14 protein-coding genes are annotated in these 16,034 nt (G+C 35.3%); 8 read left to right on the top strand and 6 right to left on the bottom strand.

The window, feature by feature from the left end:
• Positions 1-274 precede the first annotated feature (274 nt).
• The 4 genes from FLA105534_RS10060 to FLA105534_RS10075 all read right to left on the bottom strand — a co-directional run bounded on the left by FLA105534_RS10060 (position 275) and on the right by FLA105534_RS10075 (position 4,807).
• The gene (locus FLA105534_RS10060) at positions 275-2,545 is read right to left on the bottom strand and encodes a cation:proton antiporter (RefSeq protein ID WP_173965994.1); all 2,271 of its coding nucleotides are present in this window, start codon (positions 2,543-2,545) and stop codon (positions 275-277) included.
• A gap of 227 nt (positions 2,546-2,772) precedes the next feature.
• Complete coding sequence (locus FLA105534_RS10065; protein ID WP_173965995.1) at positions 2,773-3,492, bottom strand: LytR/AlgR family response regulator transcription factor; 720 nt, start codon at positions 3,490-3,492, stop codon at positions 2,773-2,775.
• Positions 3,455-4,213, bottom strand: coding sequence for a sensor histidine kinase (locus tag FLA105534_RS10070; RefSeq protein WP_173965996.1), 759 nt, complete (start codon positions 4,211-4,213; stop codon positions 3,455-3,457). The genes FLA105534_RS10065 and FLA105534_RS10070 overlap by 38 nt, the downstream gene beginning before the upstream one ends.
• Before the next feature lie 264 nt (positions 4,214-4,477).
• Complete coding sequence (locus tag FLA105534_RS10075; RefSeq protein WP_173965997.1) at positions 4,478-4,807, bottom strand: DMT family transporter; 330 nt, start codon at positions 4,805-4,807, stop codon at positions 4,478-4,480.
• Between the two features lie 178 nt (positions 4,808-4,985).
• Between FLA105534_RS10075 and FLA105534_RS10080 the strand changes: the two genes are divergently transcribed.
• The 5 genes from FLA105534_RS10080 to rpoN all read left to right on the top strand — a co-directional run bounded on the left by FLA105534_RS10080 (position 4,986) and on the right by rpoN (position 12,165).
• Positions 4,986-7,352, top strand: a complete 2,367-nt coding sequence (locus FLA105534_RS10080) for an efflux RND transporter permease subunit (protein WP_173965998.1) — start codon at positions 4,986-4,988, stop codon at positions 7,350-7,352.
• A gap of 38 nt (positions 7,353-7,390) precedes the next feature.
• Positions 7,391-8,239 carry a tetratricopeptide repeat protein gene (locus FLA105534_RS10085; protein WP_173965999.1) on the top strand — a complete coding sequence of 283 codons (849 nt, stop codon included), beginning with the start codon at positions 7,391-7,393 and terminating at the stop codon, positions 8,237-8,239.
• Positions 8,240-8,520: 281 nt separating this feature from the next.
• Complete coding sequence (gene asnS / locus FLA105534_RS10090) at positions 8,521-9,969, top strand: asparagine--tRNA ligase (RefSeq protein ID WP_173966000.1); 1,449 nt, start codon at positions 8,521-8,523, stop codon at positions 9,967-9,969.
• A 245-nt stretch (positions 9,970-10,214) separates the two neighbouring features.
• Positions 10,215-10,610, top strand: a complete 396-nt coding sequence (locus FLA105534_RS10095; RefSeq protein ID WP_173966001.1) for a GxxExxY protein — start codon at positions 10,215-10,217, stop codon at positions 10,608-10,610.
• A gap of 94 nt (positions 10,611-10,704) precedes the next feature.
• Entirely contained in the window at positions 10,705-12,165 is a 1,461-nt protein-coding gene (rpoN, locus tag FLA105534_RS10100; protein WP_173966002.1) for an RNA polymerase factor sigma-54, read from the top strand.
• A gap of 115 nt (positions 12,166-12,280) precedes the next feature.
• On the opposite strand, the gene FLA105534_RS10105 is transcribed toward rpoN, so the two are convergent.
• Positions 12,281-12,709, bottom strand: coding sequence for a hypothetical protein (locus FLA105534_RS10105; protein WP_173966003.1), 429 nt, complete (start codon positions 12,707-12,709; stop codon positions 12,281-12,283).
• A 33-nt stretch (positions 12,710-12,742) separates the two neighbouring features.
• Positions 12,743-13,333: a thymidine kinase gene (locus FLA105534_RS10110; protein WP_099712721.1), complete on the bottom strand. Its 591-nt coding sequence runs from the start codon at positions 13,331-13,333 to the stop codon at positions 12,743-12,745.
• Positions 13,334-13,569: 236 nt separating this feature from the next.
• Between FLA105534_RS10110 and FLA105534_RS10115 the strand changes: the two genes are divergently transcribed.
• The 3 genes from FLA105534_RS10115 (at position 13,570) to FLA105534_RS10125 (ending at position 16,011) form a co-directional block, all read left to right on the top strand.
• Positions 13,570-14,703: a hypothetical protein gene (locus FLA105534_RS10115; RefSeq protein ID WP_173966004.1), complete on the top strand. Its 1,134-nt coding sequence runs from the start codon at positions 13,570-13,572 to the stop codon at positions 14,701-14,703.
• A gap of 127 nt (positions 14,704-14,830) precedes the next feature.
• A complete protein-coding gene (rsmI, locus tag FLA105534_RS10120; RefSeq protein WP_173966005.1) occupies positions 14,831-15,562 on the top strand; it encodes a 16S rRNA (cytidine(1402)-2'-O)-methyltransferase in 732 nt (243 codons plus the stop codon).
• Between the two features lie 104 nt (positions 15,563-15,666).
• Entirely contained in the window at positions 15,667-16,011 is a 345-nt protein-coding gene (locus FLA105534_RS10125) for a HopJ type III effector protein (RefSeq protein WP_089077214.1), read from the top strand.
• Positions 16,012-16,034 lie beyond the last annotated feature (23 nt).

The raw sequence follows: 16,034 nt of genomic DNA on the forward strand, positions 1-16,034 counted from the left end.
AATCCGCGTTTTCGCAAAGCGAATCCGCCTCATCCGCGACCCCAAAAAAAAACCAAAAAACCAAAAAATCTAAATTCCAAATTCCAATGTGACATATCGTTTCATTTCGGCGAAAGGAATATTCACAAGAAACAAAAGATCCGCACAAATCCGCGTTTTCGGAAAGCGAATCCGCTTCATCCGCGACCCAAAAAAAAATCCCAAACCCAATTATAAAATTGGAATTTGGAATTTTAAAGATTGTAATTTTTAAAAAATTGTAATTTAATCCCTTTTATGGCTTCAAAATCAATACAGAAGGTGTATTGTTCAACCAGGTACTTTGAGATTCTATTAATTTTTTCCAGCTGTCTAAACTAATGATCATTAAGTTCTGATTCTCCAAGAATTCTTTTTTAATCGTTCGGTCATGCATAATCATGATGTGATTGGGTGCAATTTGCTCGATCGAACGAATCGTTTCCTGAATATCTCGGGTATTTTTTACTTCACCGCTGGCATCCAGAACGGTAATCTGAGATCCGTTATTGTTGATTAGTTTTTTGGCATAATCAATTAAAAAAGCATCTTCTTTACTAAAAACCGGCATAAAAACCTGATTGACTTCTTCCAGCTTTTTATCGATGAAAATCCCAACTGGCATTTTACTTTTTGCGATAATATGGCGCGTCCTTTCGTCAAAAGGAGAATTTTCAAACAGTCCCTCCTTACCTGTAAACTTATCGATTAAACGATCCGGATTTACGATTCTGGTTGTAAACCCAAGAATTTTACCCAACAAGGTTCCTTCAAAAATAGACTGCCCTAATCCAACTAACAATAAATCATATTCGCCCTGATTTGCCGTATCAATAATATCAGTATCGATATCATTTGTCACTTTAAAAACACTCACCATATTCTGATTCAAACGTTCTGATTCTTCAATCACCGGCAACAGCATTTTACGTTCATGGTCTTTTATGTCAAACGAATGTATTTCGGTACTCAATGATAAATGCATCGCCGTCACAATAGAATTATCTGCCTGCTTTTTAACCAAACTATTGGCCAGTTTAAGTAATTTTTTTCCTTTCTCAGGAGTAGCGAAAGAAAGCAGGATTTTAAATTTGCTTTTATTTCCAATTTCCTGTGGGATAGCAGTTATCTTGTCTTTAAAAACAAAACCGATTAAATCCAACGCAGGACCAGTCATGAATGTGGTTACCAAAGCCATGATCACCATCATAGTAAAAATTTCTGTTGATAAAACTCCCAGATCATAACCGATATTTAAAACTACCAGTTCCATCAAACCACGGGTATTCATTAAAGCTCCGATTGCCAAACTGTCTTTCCAGCTTTGTCCCACGAATTTTGCAGCAAAAGCACTTCCAAAGAATTTCCCTGCTACGGCTACTCCAATAATCACGGCAGTCACCTTCCATAAATACGGATCGTTCAATAAACCAATTTGTGTACGTAAACCGGTAAATACAAAGAACAATGGCAGTAAAACGATAATCGCAACGTCTTCTACTTTTTCGATAAAAATATTTCTGAATTTATTGTTTTCAGGCATAATTGCTCCGGCCAGAAAAGCACCAAACAAAGCATGAATTCCAATAAGTTCAGCGGCATAAGCAGAAAATAAAAGTGTCAAAAAGAAGATCGCAACGACCGGTTTGTTCAAACTCTCACGTGTTGAGTTTAAATCACCTACACGTTTCAGGAACGGACGAACTACTTTCAGCATGATAACTACATACAATAAAGCTAAACCAATTACATACAAAGCACTCGTGAACGAACCTGCTTTTACAATAGCAATTACCAGAGCCAAAATACACCAGGCCGTAATATCATCGGCGGCGGCACAGGTAATGGCTATGGTTCCGAGTTTTGTTTTTTGCATTCCGCGTTCCTGCACAATACGGGCAAGAACCGGAAATGCCGTAATACTCATCGCAATTCCCATAAACAATCCGAAAGAGGCAAACTCAACCCCAACCGGTGCAAAAGTATGGTAGATAAAATAAGCTAATGATAGACCCAGGGCAAAAGGGATTACAATACTTGCGTGACTTATAACTACAGCATCATGTGCTTTATTTTTCAAAACTTTCAAATCCAATTCCATTCCAATCACAAACATGAAAAAAATCAAACCAATCTGACTTAAAAATTGTAGGTTTCCTAAAGATTCTTTTGGGAACAAAGCTGCTGAAAATTCAGGAAAATACATTCCGATCAAAGAAGGTCCTAAAACAATTCCGGCAATCATTTCTCCAATTACAGAAGGCTGTCCGATTTTTCTAAAAACCCATCCAAACAAACGCGCTACTAAAATAATAGTCACAATCTGTGCTAACAAAATAGCCAAAGGATGCTGAAGATTCTCAACCATCGAGTGAAGAAAATCATTCCAGTGATTGCTTTCTATTTTTTTATGAACGATTCCACGTCCAGCCTCAAGTGAAGCCCCTTTTGAGATTACCCAATATATCAGGGCCGTAAAACCTCCAATGACAGTAACGTAAAACAAGGAGTTTTTAATATTATTCATAACTCGTTTTTTTGATTTATTGCTGCAAATATCAACACTCCAACTGTAGTGCAAAAGTAAATTTACTGCTAATTTTCAATCCATGTAACAAGTCCGAAAAACTTTGTAATAAGTTATTTTATTCCACAATAACCAACTGGCATTCTGAGATAAATCGGCTGCTTAATTACAATAATCAGGGGATTTTGACACTGTCGGTCTTACGTTTACTAACTGAGGTATAAATGTTAGATTTTTACTCTTTTCAAAAAATCGGCACGATAGGTTTCGCTTAGAATCAAAGAGCTATTTTTACCATCTTTTTCTAAATGATGCAATACAATTTCGTTATGATTAAAAAACTTTATCGCTTTTACTGCAACAATTTCTTTCTTGTTGACACGGCAAAAATCAGTCTCGGGAAGTTCCTTTAAAAGCGTATCGAATTTCACATTCTTTAAGTTGAGTAAACTTCCGTCAACAAGCAGTACGGTTTTATCCCGACTGTCACTAATGGCCGTCTTGATGTACTGAATCTGATTAAAATAAAGTAATGTTTTGCCTTTATCGGTATTTAACTGAATGAATTTTTTAGCGGCATCCGGTTTATCGAAACGTTCAAAAGCTTTTGAGATCGCTTTTTGCAAACGTTCGAGTTTTACCGGTTTTGTAATATAATCTACAGCATCAATATTAAAAGCATCAGCGGCATATTCTTTATAAGCCGTGCAGAAAATAACCAACTTATTGTCGAGGGTTTCTGCCAGATGCAAACCATCGATACCCGGCATTTCGATATCTGAGATCAACAAATCAAAATCGAGATTCGGTATTTCGGCCAGGAGTTTTTCGGGATTGTTAAATGTTTTTACAATTTCTACTTCGGGAATCTGTTCGCAAAGCATTTTCAGATACGTTAAGCCCGGCAGCTCATCGTCCAGCAGCAAGCATTTCAGTTTTGTATTCAAGTAAGTCTATTTTTAGATGAGCAATATAAATGTCATTTTCGACAAACCTGTCGAGTTTAAAGTTGTTTTTGTAAATAATTCGCAAGCGGTGCTCTAAGGTGGCGTGACCGAAACCGCTTCGTTCTTTTTTCAATACTTTTTTATCCGATATTTTATTAGAAACGGTCATAGAAAAAGCATTGTCCCTGAACTCAAATACAACCGAGATAAAAGCATCGGCACTCTGTAAGTCGGCATGTTTAAAAGCATTTTCGATTAAATCAATCGAGATTAACGGTGCCAGTAAAGGCTGCTCGTACAATTTGTCTTCTTTATTGATATTGGTTTTGATTTTTAATTCAAAAAGCGGACTGATTTTGATTTTATTGATTTCGATTAAATTGAGTGCAAAATCAATTTCTTCTTTTGCCGTGACAAACTTCTTCTTACTCTCGTAAAGGATATAGTCCAGTACATTCGCTAATTTATCTAAAGCAAAATAGGTTTGATAAGCATGTGACTGAATCGAGTTTAAAATATTTTTAAACAAATGCGGATTCAGTTTAGACTCTAAAGTTTCCAATTGCAAATCGTTCACCTTCATTTCGAGTGCATAAAAACTTTTCTCGGCATCATCTTTTGCTTTTTTGAACTGCAGCAGTTGATACATCAAAAAACAAATGATAGCGATGAGCAATAAGAGAATTGCCAGAAATATAAAAGTGATTGTATTGTCCTGCATTGTTTTATGTAAAGTTTAAAAGTTTTCTTTCGCCACTAATTTACTCCGTCTGTTCGCTATCGCTCGAGTCACGAATAAACACGAATTATAAAATCTCCATGTTATTATTTTGCCACAGATTACAAAGATGATAAAGATTTTCTGCCTAATGCAAGCTGTTGGGCGTAATTCATTTTAACACATAGTAACATAGATTCTGTATCCATAAAAAGGCGTTTCACTTTATTTAAATATACATAGCTCCCTATGTAAAAAAAAAAATTATTAATGACTGGAAACGAACTTCAATCCAATAATCGAAGCAATTAAAGTCGAAAGGAAGAATATTCTCCAGAAAGTTGCCGGCTCTTTAAAAACTAATATTCCAACCAAAACAGTCCCAACTGCTCCAATTCCGGTCCAAACCGCATAGGCAGTTCCAATCGGCAATACCTGAGTGGCCTTATACAACAAAAACATACTGATGGAAAGACAAACAAAGAAACCAATCATCCAATAGGTCGAAACCATTCCTGTCGTTTCTTTGGCTTTGCCCAGACAAGAGGCAAAAGCAACTTCAAAAAGTCCTGCGATTATTAATAGAATCCAATTCATTTTCTACCTCTTTTTAAATTAGATACAAATATGAGAAAAGCTAACGTAGAATTCTATAAAATATCACATTTTTAAACAACAGCATCGTTTCAATTGTGTTAACAAACCGTAAAAACCAAGCCGAATATTTATGATTCCGAGCACTTTTCACTACATTTGCATCCATTTTACAAATTTTATGAAAAACGTCACACAAGTTGGATTTTGGGAGAAATTAGCCAGAATCATACTTAAAAACAGAATTTCTATACTCGTTGGGATCGCTGCCCTGACTATTTTCCTTGGTTACCAATGGAAAAACCTCTCTATGACTTATACTGAAGCAAATTTGCTTCCTAAAAACCATATTGCCAATAAAGATTATCAAAAATTCCTGGACAAATTTGGAGAAGAAGGAAACCTGGTTGTAATTGGTTTTCAGGATAAAAAATTCTTCACGCCAAAAAATTATGCTGCCTGGAATGAGTTAATGACAGGTCTTAAGAAATCGAAAGAAGTAGACTTAGTGGTTTCCTTAAACGATTTGAAGAAACTGGAAAAAGACACGGTTAACGAAAAATTTGTTCTGGCACCGTTTATCGATCAAAGCAAAGCAACTGATCCTGAATATTTGAAAAAGGTGCAATATGATTTATTTCATAATTTACCTTTTTATGAAGGATTGCTTTATAACAAAGAAAGCGGTAGTATCCGTTCGGCCATTTACATCAACAAAGCGCTTGTAAACACCGCTGAAAGAAAAACATTTATCCTGGAAAATCTGGTTCCGAAAATTGATAAATTTGAGAAAACCACAGGAATCGATCTGCGTGTATCGGGAATGCCCTACATCAGAACGATCAATGCCGACAATATGAAAGGCGAAATTGGACTTTTTATTGGTGCCGCATTATTGACCGTTTCTTTGATTTTCTTTTTCTTTTTCCGTTCGTACCGAGCCACCTTTATTTCAATCTGTATTTTAATTGTGGGGGTAATCTGGTCTTTTGGGACTTTAGGATTGTTTCATTATAAAATCACGATTCTAACCGCTATTATTCCACCATTGATTATTGTAATCGGAATTACAAACTGTATTTTCCTGATCAACAAATACCAGCAGGAAATTAAGCTTCACAACAATCAGGCAAAAGCATTACAGCGCATTATTTCTAAAATTGGAGTTTCGACTTTAATGACCAATTTAACCACTGCAATTGGTTTTGCAACGTTTATGATCACCGGAAATGATTTGCTTTTTGAATTTGGTTTAGTTACCTCGATCAACGTAATTTCTGTGTATTTATTAACGCTTTTAATTGTGCCGATAGTGTACAGTTTCATGTCGGTTCCAGGAGAAAAACATTTGTATCATTTAACCAAAACTTACATTTCGACCTTACTTGATTTTGTCGAAAATGTGGTAAAAAACAAACGCAAAGTAATTTATACAATTTATGGTTTACTATTAGTTTTTAGTGTTATTGGAGTTACTCAAATGAAAGTTTCGGGAAGTTTGATTGGTGAGATGCCAAAAAGCGCCTCTTTCTTTAAAGATATTCTCTTTTACGAAAAAGAATTCAATGGTGTAATGCCTCTCGAGATCATGATTGACACCAAAAAGAAAAAGGGCGTCATGAAAGCATCGACCATTCGTAAAATGGATGAATTACAAAACACAATCATAGAAATGCCCGAACTGGCAAAACCGGTTTCAATTGTAAATCTGGTTAAATATTCGAAACAGGCTTTTTATAACGGGAATCCTGAATATTACCAATTGCCGACTTCGCAGGAACAGACTTTTATTTTGTCGTATGCTAAAAATGCAACCAAAAACAGCAAAGAAAACCTGATGAAAGCCTATGTAGATTCGACCGGACAATATGCCCGAATTACGACTTTCATGAAAGATATTGGTACGGATGAAATGGCAAAAGTGGAGAAAAAACTTCACAGCAAAATTGATGAAATTTTCCCGAAAGACCGTTATGAAGTTACCATAACCGGAAAAGCACTGGTGTTTCAAAAAGGAACTTCTTACCTGGTTGATAATTTAATTGAGTCTTTAATTTTTGCGATACTTGTAATTGCTGCTCTAATGCTTTACTTGTTCCGATCGTTTAAAATGGTTTTTGCCTCGGTAATTACGAACATCTTACCGCTATGTATCACCTCAGGACTGATGGGGTATTTTGGAATTCCATTAAAACCTTCGACGATTTTAGTGTTTAGTATTGCATTCGGAATTTCGGTAGACAATGCGATTCAGTTTATGGCGAAGTACCATCATGATTTATTGCAGAACAACGGAAAGGTAAAAAAATCAGTTTTCAGTGCTTTAAGAGAAACCGGAATCAGTACTTTTTACACTTCGGTAGTTTTGATTCTTGGATTTGCTACTTTCACGCTTTCAAGCTTCAGCGGAACCATTGCACTAGGAGGTTTAATTTCCTGTACATTGGCCTTTGCAATGTTTGCTAACTTATTGGTTCTACCGGCCTTGGTCTTGACTTTCGAGAAAAAGAAGGCTAAGAAAGAGGAAATGGAGGGATTGGAAAAGTAAGGTTTCATAAAGTACACTAACAAAAGTCACTCAAAAGTATGAAAAAGATAATCCTGTTAATTCTTATATTGAATATCAACTCAACATTCTCTCAAAATTATGTTGCGAATCTAAACTTAATGTCTTCTCAAAATTATTTTGAGGGAAAAAATTTATACTGCAAATCTGAGAATTCTGAATCAATCAGACTTTTTAATCTCGGAATTGAAACTCTTTATCTAAATAGATCTTTAGATAAAAAATATCTTAAGATTACGTCAAAAGTTTTTTTTGATGCATATAAGAAAGACACAACATTTTGTGACGCTTTGTTTTTTACCGGATATACATTAAGACTATTAGGAGACAAGAATGCATTGCGCTTGTATATAGCAGCAGATAGCTCGTATAATAAATCGCTTGAGTTTAAAACAAATTTAGCCGCTGAATGTTTAAGATATGGCAATGAAAAAACCGTCAAAATTGCCAGAAAAAAATATACTGAAATAATAAAGCTATTTCCTGAAAACCCTGAGGGTTATTACGGATTCGCAATTACTTCACCAATTCTTGGAGATCACGAAAAAGGATTAGAAAATATAAATATTGCCATTGAAAAATACAAAAATGTAAATCAAAAATTAAAGGATGATGTGATTTTCTTACAGGCAATTTTACTTTCAATGAACAATAAGCATAATGAGGCCTTGGAAAACTTTGACAAAGTTTATTCTTCTTATAAAAAAGACTTTAATTTCAAGGTTTATTATTCTCTGTCACTTTTAAAAGTCTCCGAAGAAAAGAAAGATGAAAAAATGAAAAAGAAGGCATTAGGTATCTATGAAAAAATAAAAGAGAAAGATCAAATTCCGAAGGAAATAAAAGATCAATTAGTTTTTTCTTCTTAATTGAAGAAAAAATAATTCCACGAGAAGTCCGACAACGATTAGCGAATTTCTTTACAGACTTACTAGTGCGATTCCTCTTTCCTGGGAATGGCAAAAAAGAGAATAACTGACTTTATAAAAACGATTGCCCTAGCCCTGATAGCAGCGGTATCCTTTTTCTGACTTCTTTAGGAAGAAAAAGATATAGCGGATAGCAGGAAACAGCTTCTAATTTTAATTATTATCGTTTATATTTGCAGTTATTACACAACAAATAATTTAATTTCAATAGTATATATAAAATGAAACACACAAAAGTTAAAGACTTATTAAACAGTACGACGACGCTTCAGGAGGTTAATGCAAAAGGATGGGTGAGAACTTTTAGAAATAATCAGTTCATCGCGCTTAATGACGGTTCTACCATTAATAATATACAATGTGTTGTTGATTTTGAAAATACACCTGACGAAACTTTAAAAAGAATTACGACCGGTGCTGCGGTTTCTGTAATTGGAACTTTGATCGAAAGTAAAGGTGCTGGTCAGAAATATGAAATTCAGGTGAATAAATTGGAAATCTTAGGAGATTCTGATGCCGAAAAATTCCCGATACAACCAAAAAACAAACCTAGTTTAGATTTCTTGCGCGAAAATGCACATTTACGTGTTCGTACTAATATGTTTGGTGCAATTATGCGTGTGCGTTCGGTATTGTCGTTTGCGGTTCACAACTATTTTCAACAAAAAGGTTTTGTATATGTAAATACGCCAATCATTACCGGTTCTGATGCTGAAGGTGCAGGAGAAATGTTTAAAGTTACCGCTTTACCTTTTGACAATACGCCAAGAACTGAAGACGGAAAAGTAAACTATAAAGAAGATTTTTTCGAAAAAGAAACAAACTTAACGGTTTCAGGACAGTTAGAAGGAGAAACGTATGCGATGGCTTTGGGTCAGATTTATACTTTTGGACCAACTTTTAGAGCTGAAAACTCTAATACTTCTCGTCACCTTGCTGAGTTTTGGATGATCGAGCCGGAAGTTGCTTTCAATAACTTGGATGACAACATGGATTTGGCTGAAGATTTTATTCAGTATGTCATTAAATATGCTTTAGACCACTGCCAAGATGATTTGAAGTTTTTAGAAGGAAGACTTTTAGACGAAGAAAAATCAAAACCTCAGGCAGAAAGAAGCGAAATGGCTTTGTTAGAAAAACTGAACTTTGTATTAGAGAACAACTTTAAACGTGTTTCTTATACAGAAGCTATTGACATCCTGAGAGATTCTACTCCAAACAAAAAGAAAAAATTCCAGTACCTCATCAACGAATGGGGAGCTGATTTACAGTCGGAACACGAGCGTTATTTGGTTGAAAAACACTTTAAATGTCCGGTAATCTTGTTTGATTACCCAGCAAATATTAAAGCGTTTTACATGCGTTTGAACGACAACACTGAACCAGGAAGAGAAACAGTTCGCGCCATGGATATCCTTTTCCCTGGAATTGGAGAAATCGTTGGTGGATCTGAAAGAGAAGAGCGTTACGACGTTTTGATCGAAAAAATGAAAGCTTTAGAAATTGATGAAGAAGAATTATCATGGTATTTAGATACCCGAAGATTCGGATCAGCAACTCACGCAGGTTTCGGACTTGGATTCGAGCGTTTGGTATTGTTTGTAACCGGAATGACAAACATCAGAGACGTAATTCCTTTCCCGAGAACCCCTGGAAATGCAGAGTTCTAAGAAATAAGATTTTGCCACGAAGACGCTAAGACACTAAGTTTTTTTTCATACTGTCATTGCGCATAAACAAAGATTGCCACGAAGGCACAAAGACGCAATTTTTTTAAAAATTTTGCTAATTAAAAAATAAAAATACCACGAAGACACCAAGAAAGTCGATCATGTATTTTTATTTTTAAAAGATTTAAGTCTTTGATTAAAATTAACTTCGAGCCTTTGTGTCTTCGTAGCAAAAACAAAACATTATGCTCTCTGAAAGAACGGAAGAAATTGGAAAAATAATTGTACACTCGGCATTTAAAGTTCACAAACAACTTGGGGCTGGATTATTAGAAAGGGTATATGAAGTTTGTTTAGCTCATGAAATCACAAAAGCTGGTCTTGATGTAAAACGCCAGGTTGATATTCCAATCTTTTATGATGGAATTGAATTTAGCGAAGGATTAAGATTAGATTTACTGGTTGAAGATTCTATAATTATAGAAATAAAAGCAGTTGAACAAATGAATCCGGTTTGGGAAGCGCAAATTATAAGTCAATTAAAATTGCTGAATAAGGATTTAGGCTTTTTAATAAATTTCAATGTACCATTAATCAAAAGTGGTATTAGAAGATTTATAAACACAAAAAGAGTATTATAAAAGATTAAAACAAAAGCCTTAATTAAAAAGGCGAATAAAAATAAAAAACTTTGCGCCTTAGTGCCTTAGTGGCTAAAAAAAATAGCGCCTTATTATGCTAAAGCAATTTTTAAATTTAAAATTATCCCAAAAATTATCTCCACAGCAAATTCAGCTGATGAAGTTAATTCAATTGCCTACGCAAGCTTTTGAGCAACGTTTATTAGAAGAAATGAACGAAAATCCGGCACTGGAAGCCGGTAAAGAAGACGAATACGAAGCCGATGAATTTGCTAATGAAGAATACGACGATTATGACGATGCAGAAGGTGACAGAATCGAAGCAGACGACATTAATATCGACGAATATTTAAGCGACGACGATACGCCCGATTATAAAACTCAGGTGAATAACTATAGTGAAGACGAAGAACGCGAAACTCCTTTTGCTTCGCCAATTAGCTTTCACCAGGATCTAATCAATCAACTGAATACTTTTATTCTGAATGATGAAGAACGCGAAATCGCTGAATTCCTTGTTGGAAGTATTGACGACATGGGGTATATCCGCAGAAGCGTTCCGGATATTGTAGACGATATGGCTTTTACTCAGGGTATTTATACCGATGAGAAAATGGTCGAAAAGATGCTTCAGGTGATTCATGAACTCGAACCTTCGGGAGTTGGAGCACGTGATTTACAGGAATGTTTATTACTTCAATTAAAGCACAAAACACCGACAGAATATATCGATTTGGCGATTGATATCATCGAAAATCAGTTTGACGCTTTCACCAAGAAACATTACGACAAACTTTTACAGAAATACGGAGTTTCGAACGAACAGCTTAAAAAAGCCATTCACGAAATCGAAAGACTGAATCCAAAACCGGGTGGATCTTACACCGGAAACAATAAGGTAACAGAGAATGTAGTTCCCGATTTTGCGATTAGAATTGTAGATGGCGAACTGGAATTAACTTTAAACGGACGAAATGCTCCTTCCCTACACGTTTCTAAAGATTATCAGGAAATGATGCAGACGTATAAAGATTCCCGTGATAAATCGTCGGCACAAAAAGACGCAGTTCAGTTTATCAAACAAAAACTGGATTCGGCCAAATGGTTTATCGATGCAATCAGACAGCGCCAGGAAACCCTTTTTGTTACAATGAATGCCATTATGCATTATCAGGAAGAATATTTCTTAGATGGCGACGAAACCAAACTAAAACCAATGATCTTAAAAGACATTGCCGATATGGTTGGCTTAGATATTTCGACCATTTCGCGTGTTGCCAACAGTAAATACGTTGAAACACCATACGGAACAAAACTGATCAAAGAGTTTTTCTCTGAAGCCATGAAAAATGACCAGGGAGAAGATGTATCAACTTTAGAGATTAAAAAAATCCTTCAAAACACCATTGAAGAAGAAGATAAAAAGAAACCTCTACCTGATGATCAATTGGCTGAAATTTTAAAAGAAAAAGGCTATCCAATTGCCAGAAGAACTATTGCAAAATACCGCGAACAATTAGATATTCCGGTAGCAAGAATGAGAAAGAAAATCTAACAAACAAACCTAACAGTACTTTAAAAAAACTGTTAGTTTTTTTTTATATCCCATAAACAAAAAAAACCGACAAGCTTTTGTGAAGCTGTCGGGTTTAGTTTACAGTAGTATTAAATTATTTGTACTGATTCGGCGTTATGGTAATCTGAAACAAATAATTTTCTTTTTTATCATCGTAATTATAGATCAGGGTAAAATCACTGTCCCGAAAAGCTTTAGGCCCTGGATTTGCCTTAACCGTACTCAGAAGACTTGCTTCAATATTTTGTTTTATTGTTTCAATTTCTGCAGTCTCTTTTTCAACATTTAACAAAGTTAAATTGTACTGAACCACTTTATCTTTAGGCAAAGTAACATTGTCCAAACGAATTCCTTCCTGAATGACTAAAGGACAATTTTCATTGTATTTAGCAACCAATTCGATCATTCCTTTATCTGTCACAGGCTCTTTAAAAGAGCGATATAAAACAAAAGCCAGCACTAATGCAGCAATGGCACTTACTATTAAAATAGTTGAATTCTTTTTTTTAGTTGGTTGCTGCATCTTTTAATTTGTTTGTTTAGAAAGAAAAAAACTTTACTTGTCCTGAATCTTTTTCATCGCATTATAATAAGCAGCACGACTTAGCGGCTCATATTCTTCGGTTTCACCAAGCATTACTAACTTATCGTTATCTGTTTTGCGAAAACTATAGTTGGCAAGATTTCCTGTACGAGTGCAGACTGCATGAACTTTGGTTACATATTCGGCTGTTGCCATAAGTGCCGGCATAGGGCCAAAAGGATTCCCTTTAAAATCCATATCAAGTCCTGCAACTATCACACGAATTCCCTGATTGGCCAGATCGTTACAAACCGTAACTATTTCATCATCAAAAAATTGTGCTTCGTCAATACCGATAACATCACATCCTTGTGCTAAAATAGAGATATTGGCAGCTGCCGGAACCGGAGTAGAACGAATTTCGTTGGCATCGTGAGATACTACCATTTCGTCATGATAGCGGGTATCAATAGCGGGTTTAAAGATTTCGACTCTTTGTTTGGCAAATTGGGCACGTTTTAATCTGCGGATTAATTCCTCGGTTTTACCCGAAAACATTGATCCACAAATAACTTCAATCCAACCAAATTGTTCTTTGTGATTTACTGTATTTTCGAGAAACATTTTGTATTTTTCTACCTTTAAAAATGAATAGTTTTTATTACTTTGTACTGGTAATAAATCGACGTGAAAAATTGCGATTTTACACTTTTTCAAAAGTAGAAAATTTTTATCAAATCGAAGATTCGCAAACGCTTATTAACAGAAATAAAAAAAAATCTTTCAGATTTCCATCGCGAATAAAGATATTCAAATACAAAATATACTAAAATACCGTATTCACTATAATTTCAACAGTTATGAAAAAAAAATTGGAAGCCGATTTAATCAGCATTGCACATCGAATTTTAAAACTTAAAAACAAATCCGATATCAATCAATTGTATCTTGAAACGCAGAAGTTATATGAAAAATTAGCGGTTTTAAAATTTGTAGACGAGAATTTCGATACGCAGAAACCAACAATTGGTCACAGTGAAATCCATTCTGAAATTGAATCTATCTTTGAAAAGGAAGAAACAATTGCAACAGAAATTAAAATTGAAACTCCGCTAATAACGGAAGAAATAGTGACTGAAGAAGCGACAGAGCCTATAGTTGCTGAAGAGACCGCTGCTGAACCCGAAGAAGAGACAAATCCGGGACCTGAAACTCCTGAAGAAGTGATTTCTGAACCTACAGAAGAAGCTAGTCCGGAACCTGAAATTCTTGAAGAAATAACAGCTGAAATTCCTGAAGAAACAGCAGCAGAACCAATTCTTGAAACTATTCCGGAAACTGTTTCCGAAATCACAGAAGAACCGGTTATCGAAGAAATTGAGGAACCAATTTCAGAAACTGAAAAAGAAACAGAAGCTTCAGAAGAGCTTTCATTCAGGACTGTTAGTGATTTTAAACCAATTCCAGATTTTGTTCCAGCTTTTGAATTAGATAGACTTGAAGAAGTAGAAGAAGAGGAAGAACCGAAAAAAGAAGAACCAAAAACGGAAACTTCTTCAAAACCGGAACCTGTTCACATTTCTTTTGAAGAGATATTAGGTATTAACTACGCTGATGCTCATTTTGTAAAAGTAGACAGTTTCGAAGCAGTTTCTCCTACTCCAACACCATCAATCAGTGAGTTAAAAGAACCAAAAACTATCGAAACAACGGTATTAGAAACTCCTGTTGAACCCAAAGCAGTTACATTAAATGAAAAACTGGCAAAAGGTTTCCACATTGATTTAAACGACCGTATTGCTTTTACCAAAAATCTTTTCGGAAACAGTTCTGAAGATTACAGCCGTGTTTTAAATCAGTTATTAACTTTTGATTCTTATGGTGAAGCCAAAGAATTTATTGAAGATATGGTAAAACCGGATTATAACAACTGGGACGGAAAAGATGATTATGCCGAACGTTTCTTAGGAATTGTAGAAAAGAAATTTTCATAAAAACTAAAACACAAATTACACGAATTAGCACGAACCTTATTGGTTGTAAAATTCCTAAAGACACTTAAAATTTGTATCAATTATTGAAATTCGTGTCCAATAACTCCATTTAGAATTCAGAAAAATTATGTCTAAATTATATATCGTTCCCACGCCAATTGGCAATCTTGAAGACATGACTTTTCGTGCCATCCGGATTCTGAAAGAAGTCGATTTGATTTTGGCCGAAGACACCCGTACCAGCGGCAAATTGTTAAAGCATTTTGAGATTGGTACGCACATGCACAGTCACCACATGCACAATGAGCATAAAACGACCGAAAATTTAATCGCACGTCTGAAAGCCGGTGAGAACATTGCTTTGATTTCTGACGCAGGAACTCCTGCAATTTCGGATCCCGGTTTTTTACTGACACGTGCCTGTGTCGAAAATAAAATTGAAGTTGAATGCCTTCCAGGAGCAACAGCTTTTGTTCCAGCCTTAGTAAACAGTGGATTACCCAATGACAAATTTGTTTTTGAAGGTTTTCTCCCTGACAAAAAAGGGCGTCAGACCCGTTTTCTAACTTTAGCCGAAGAAACCCGAACTATGATTTTGTATGTTTCACCACATAAACTGGTAAAAACATTAGCTGAATTCATTCAATATTTTGGAGAGGACAGACAAGTTTGCGTTTCGAGAGAATTATCGAAACTGCACGAAGAAAACGTACGCGGAACAGCAAGAGAAGTTCTGACTCATTTTGAAAAAACGGCACCACGTGGCGAAATTGTCGTAGTCGTGGCTGGAAAAACCATAACAAAAGAACCTAAGAAAAGTAAGTTTTCTAAGGATGAAGAAGAAACAGAAGAAGAATAATTTTGGCCACGAATTTCACTAATTTCCCGAATTAGAGCTCGAACTTAAATTAAAATTCCTGTTCAATTAGTGAAATTCGTGGCAAAAAACTAATACACAATAACATGAGCATACAAGCCTTTTTAGAAAAAGTAAAACAAACTCCGAACGAAATAACATTCCCAGAGACTATTGCCGTAATCGAAGAGAACTACAACTTTACTCCAACAGCCTTCCAAAACGGGACACAACATAATGCAGCCGGAGAAAACTCTGGTTCTTGCAAATTATTTTCTTTCGCAAAACTGCAAAACCTAACTAAAGACGAAACTTTGGCTTGTTTTGGCGCATTCTATTTTGATGAAGTTTTGGGAGATCCAAACGGAACAAACCATCAAAACATTAGGAATTTCATCAACTTAGGTTGGGACGGAATTCAGTTTGAAGGAAATGCTTTAGAGCAAAAATAATTATCTAAGATTTTTGACTTCAG

This window comes from Flavobacterium collinsii (genome assembly GCF_902804485.1).
Lineage (GTDB): Bacteria > Bacteroidota > Bacteroidia > Flavobacteriales > Flavobacteriaceae > Flavobacterium > Flavobacterium collinsii.

Coding starts and splice junctions, on each gene's coding strand:
- FLA105534_RS10085 (WP_173965999.1), top strand. CDS start 7,391: ATGAAAAAGATAATCCTGTTAATTCTTATATTGAATATCAACTCAACA.
- rsmI (WP_173966005.1), top strand. CDS start 14,831: ATGTCTAAATTATATATCGTTCCCACGCCAATTGGCAATCTTGAAGAC.
- FLA105534_RS10125 (WP_089077214.1), top strand. CDS start 15,667: ATGAGCATACAAGCCTTTTTAGAAAAAGTAAAACAAACTCCGAACGAA.
- FLA105534_RS10105 (WP_173966003.1), bottom strand. CDS start 12,709: ATGCAGCAACCAACTAAAAAAAAGAATTCAACTATTTTAATAGTAAGT.
- FLA105534_RS10075 (WP_173965997.1), bottom strand. CDS start 4,807: ATGAATTGGATTCTATTAATAATCGCAGGACTTTTTGAAGTTGCTTTT.
- FLA105534_RS10080 (WP_173965998.1), top strand. CDS start 4,986: ATGAAAAACGTCACACAAGTTGGATTTTGGGAGAAATTAGCCAGAATC.
- rpoN (WP_173966002.1), top strand. CDS start 10,705: ATGCTAAAGCAATTTTTAAATTTAAAATTATCCCAAAAATTATCTCCA.
- FLA105534_RS10070 (WP_173965996.1), bottom strand. CDS start 4,213: ATGCAGGACAATACAATCACTTTTATATTTCTGGCAATTCTCTTATTG.
- asnS (WP_173966000.1), top strand. CDS start 8,521: ATGAAACACACAAAAGTTAAAGACTTATTAAACAGTACGACGACGCTT.
- FLA105534_RS10115 (WP_173966004.1), top strand. CDS start 13,570: ATGAAAAAAAAATTGGAAGCCGATTTAATCAGCATTGCACATCGAATT.
- FLA105534_RS10060 (WP_173965994.1), bottom strand. CDS start 2,545: ATGAATAATATTAAAAACTCCTTGTTTTACGTTACTGTCATTGGAGGT.
- FLA105534_RS10095 (WP_173966001.1), top strand. CDS start 10,215: ATGCTCTCTGAAAGAACGGAAGAAATTGGAAAAATAATTGTACACTCG.
- FLA105534_RS10110 (WP_099712721.1), bottom strand. CDS start 13,333: ATGTTTCTCGAAAATACAGTAAATCACAAAGAACAATTTGGTTGGATT.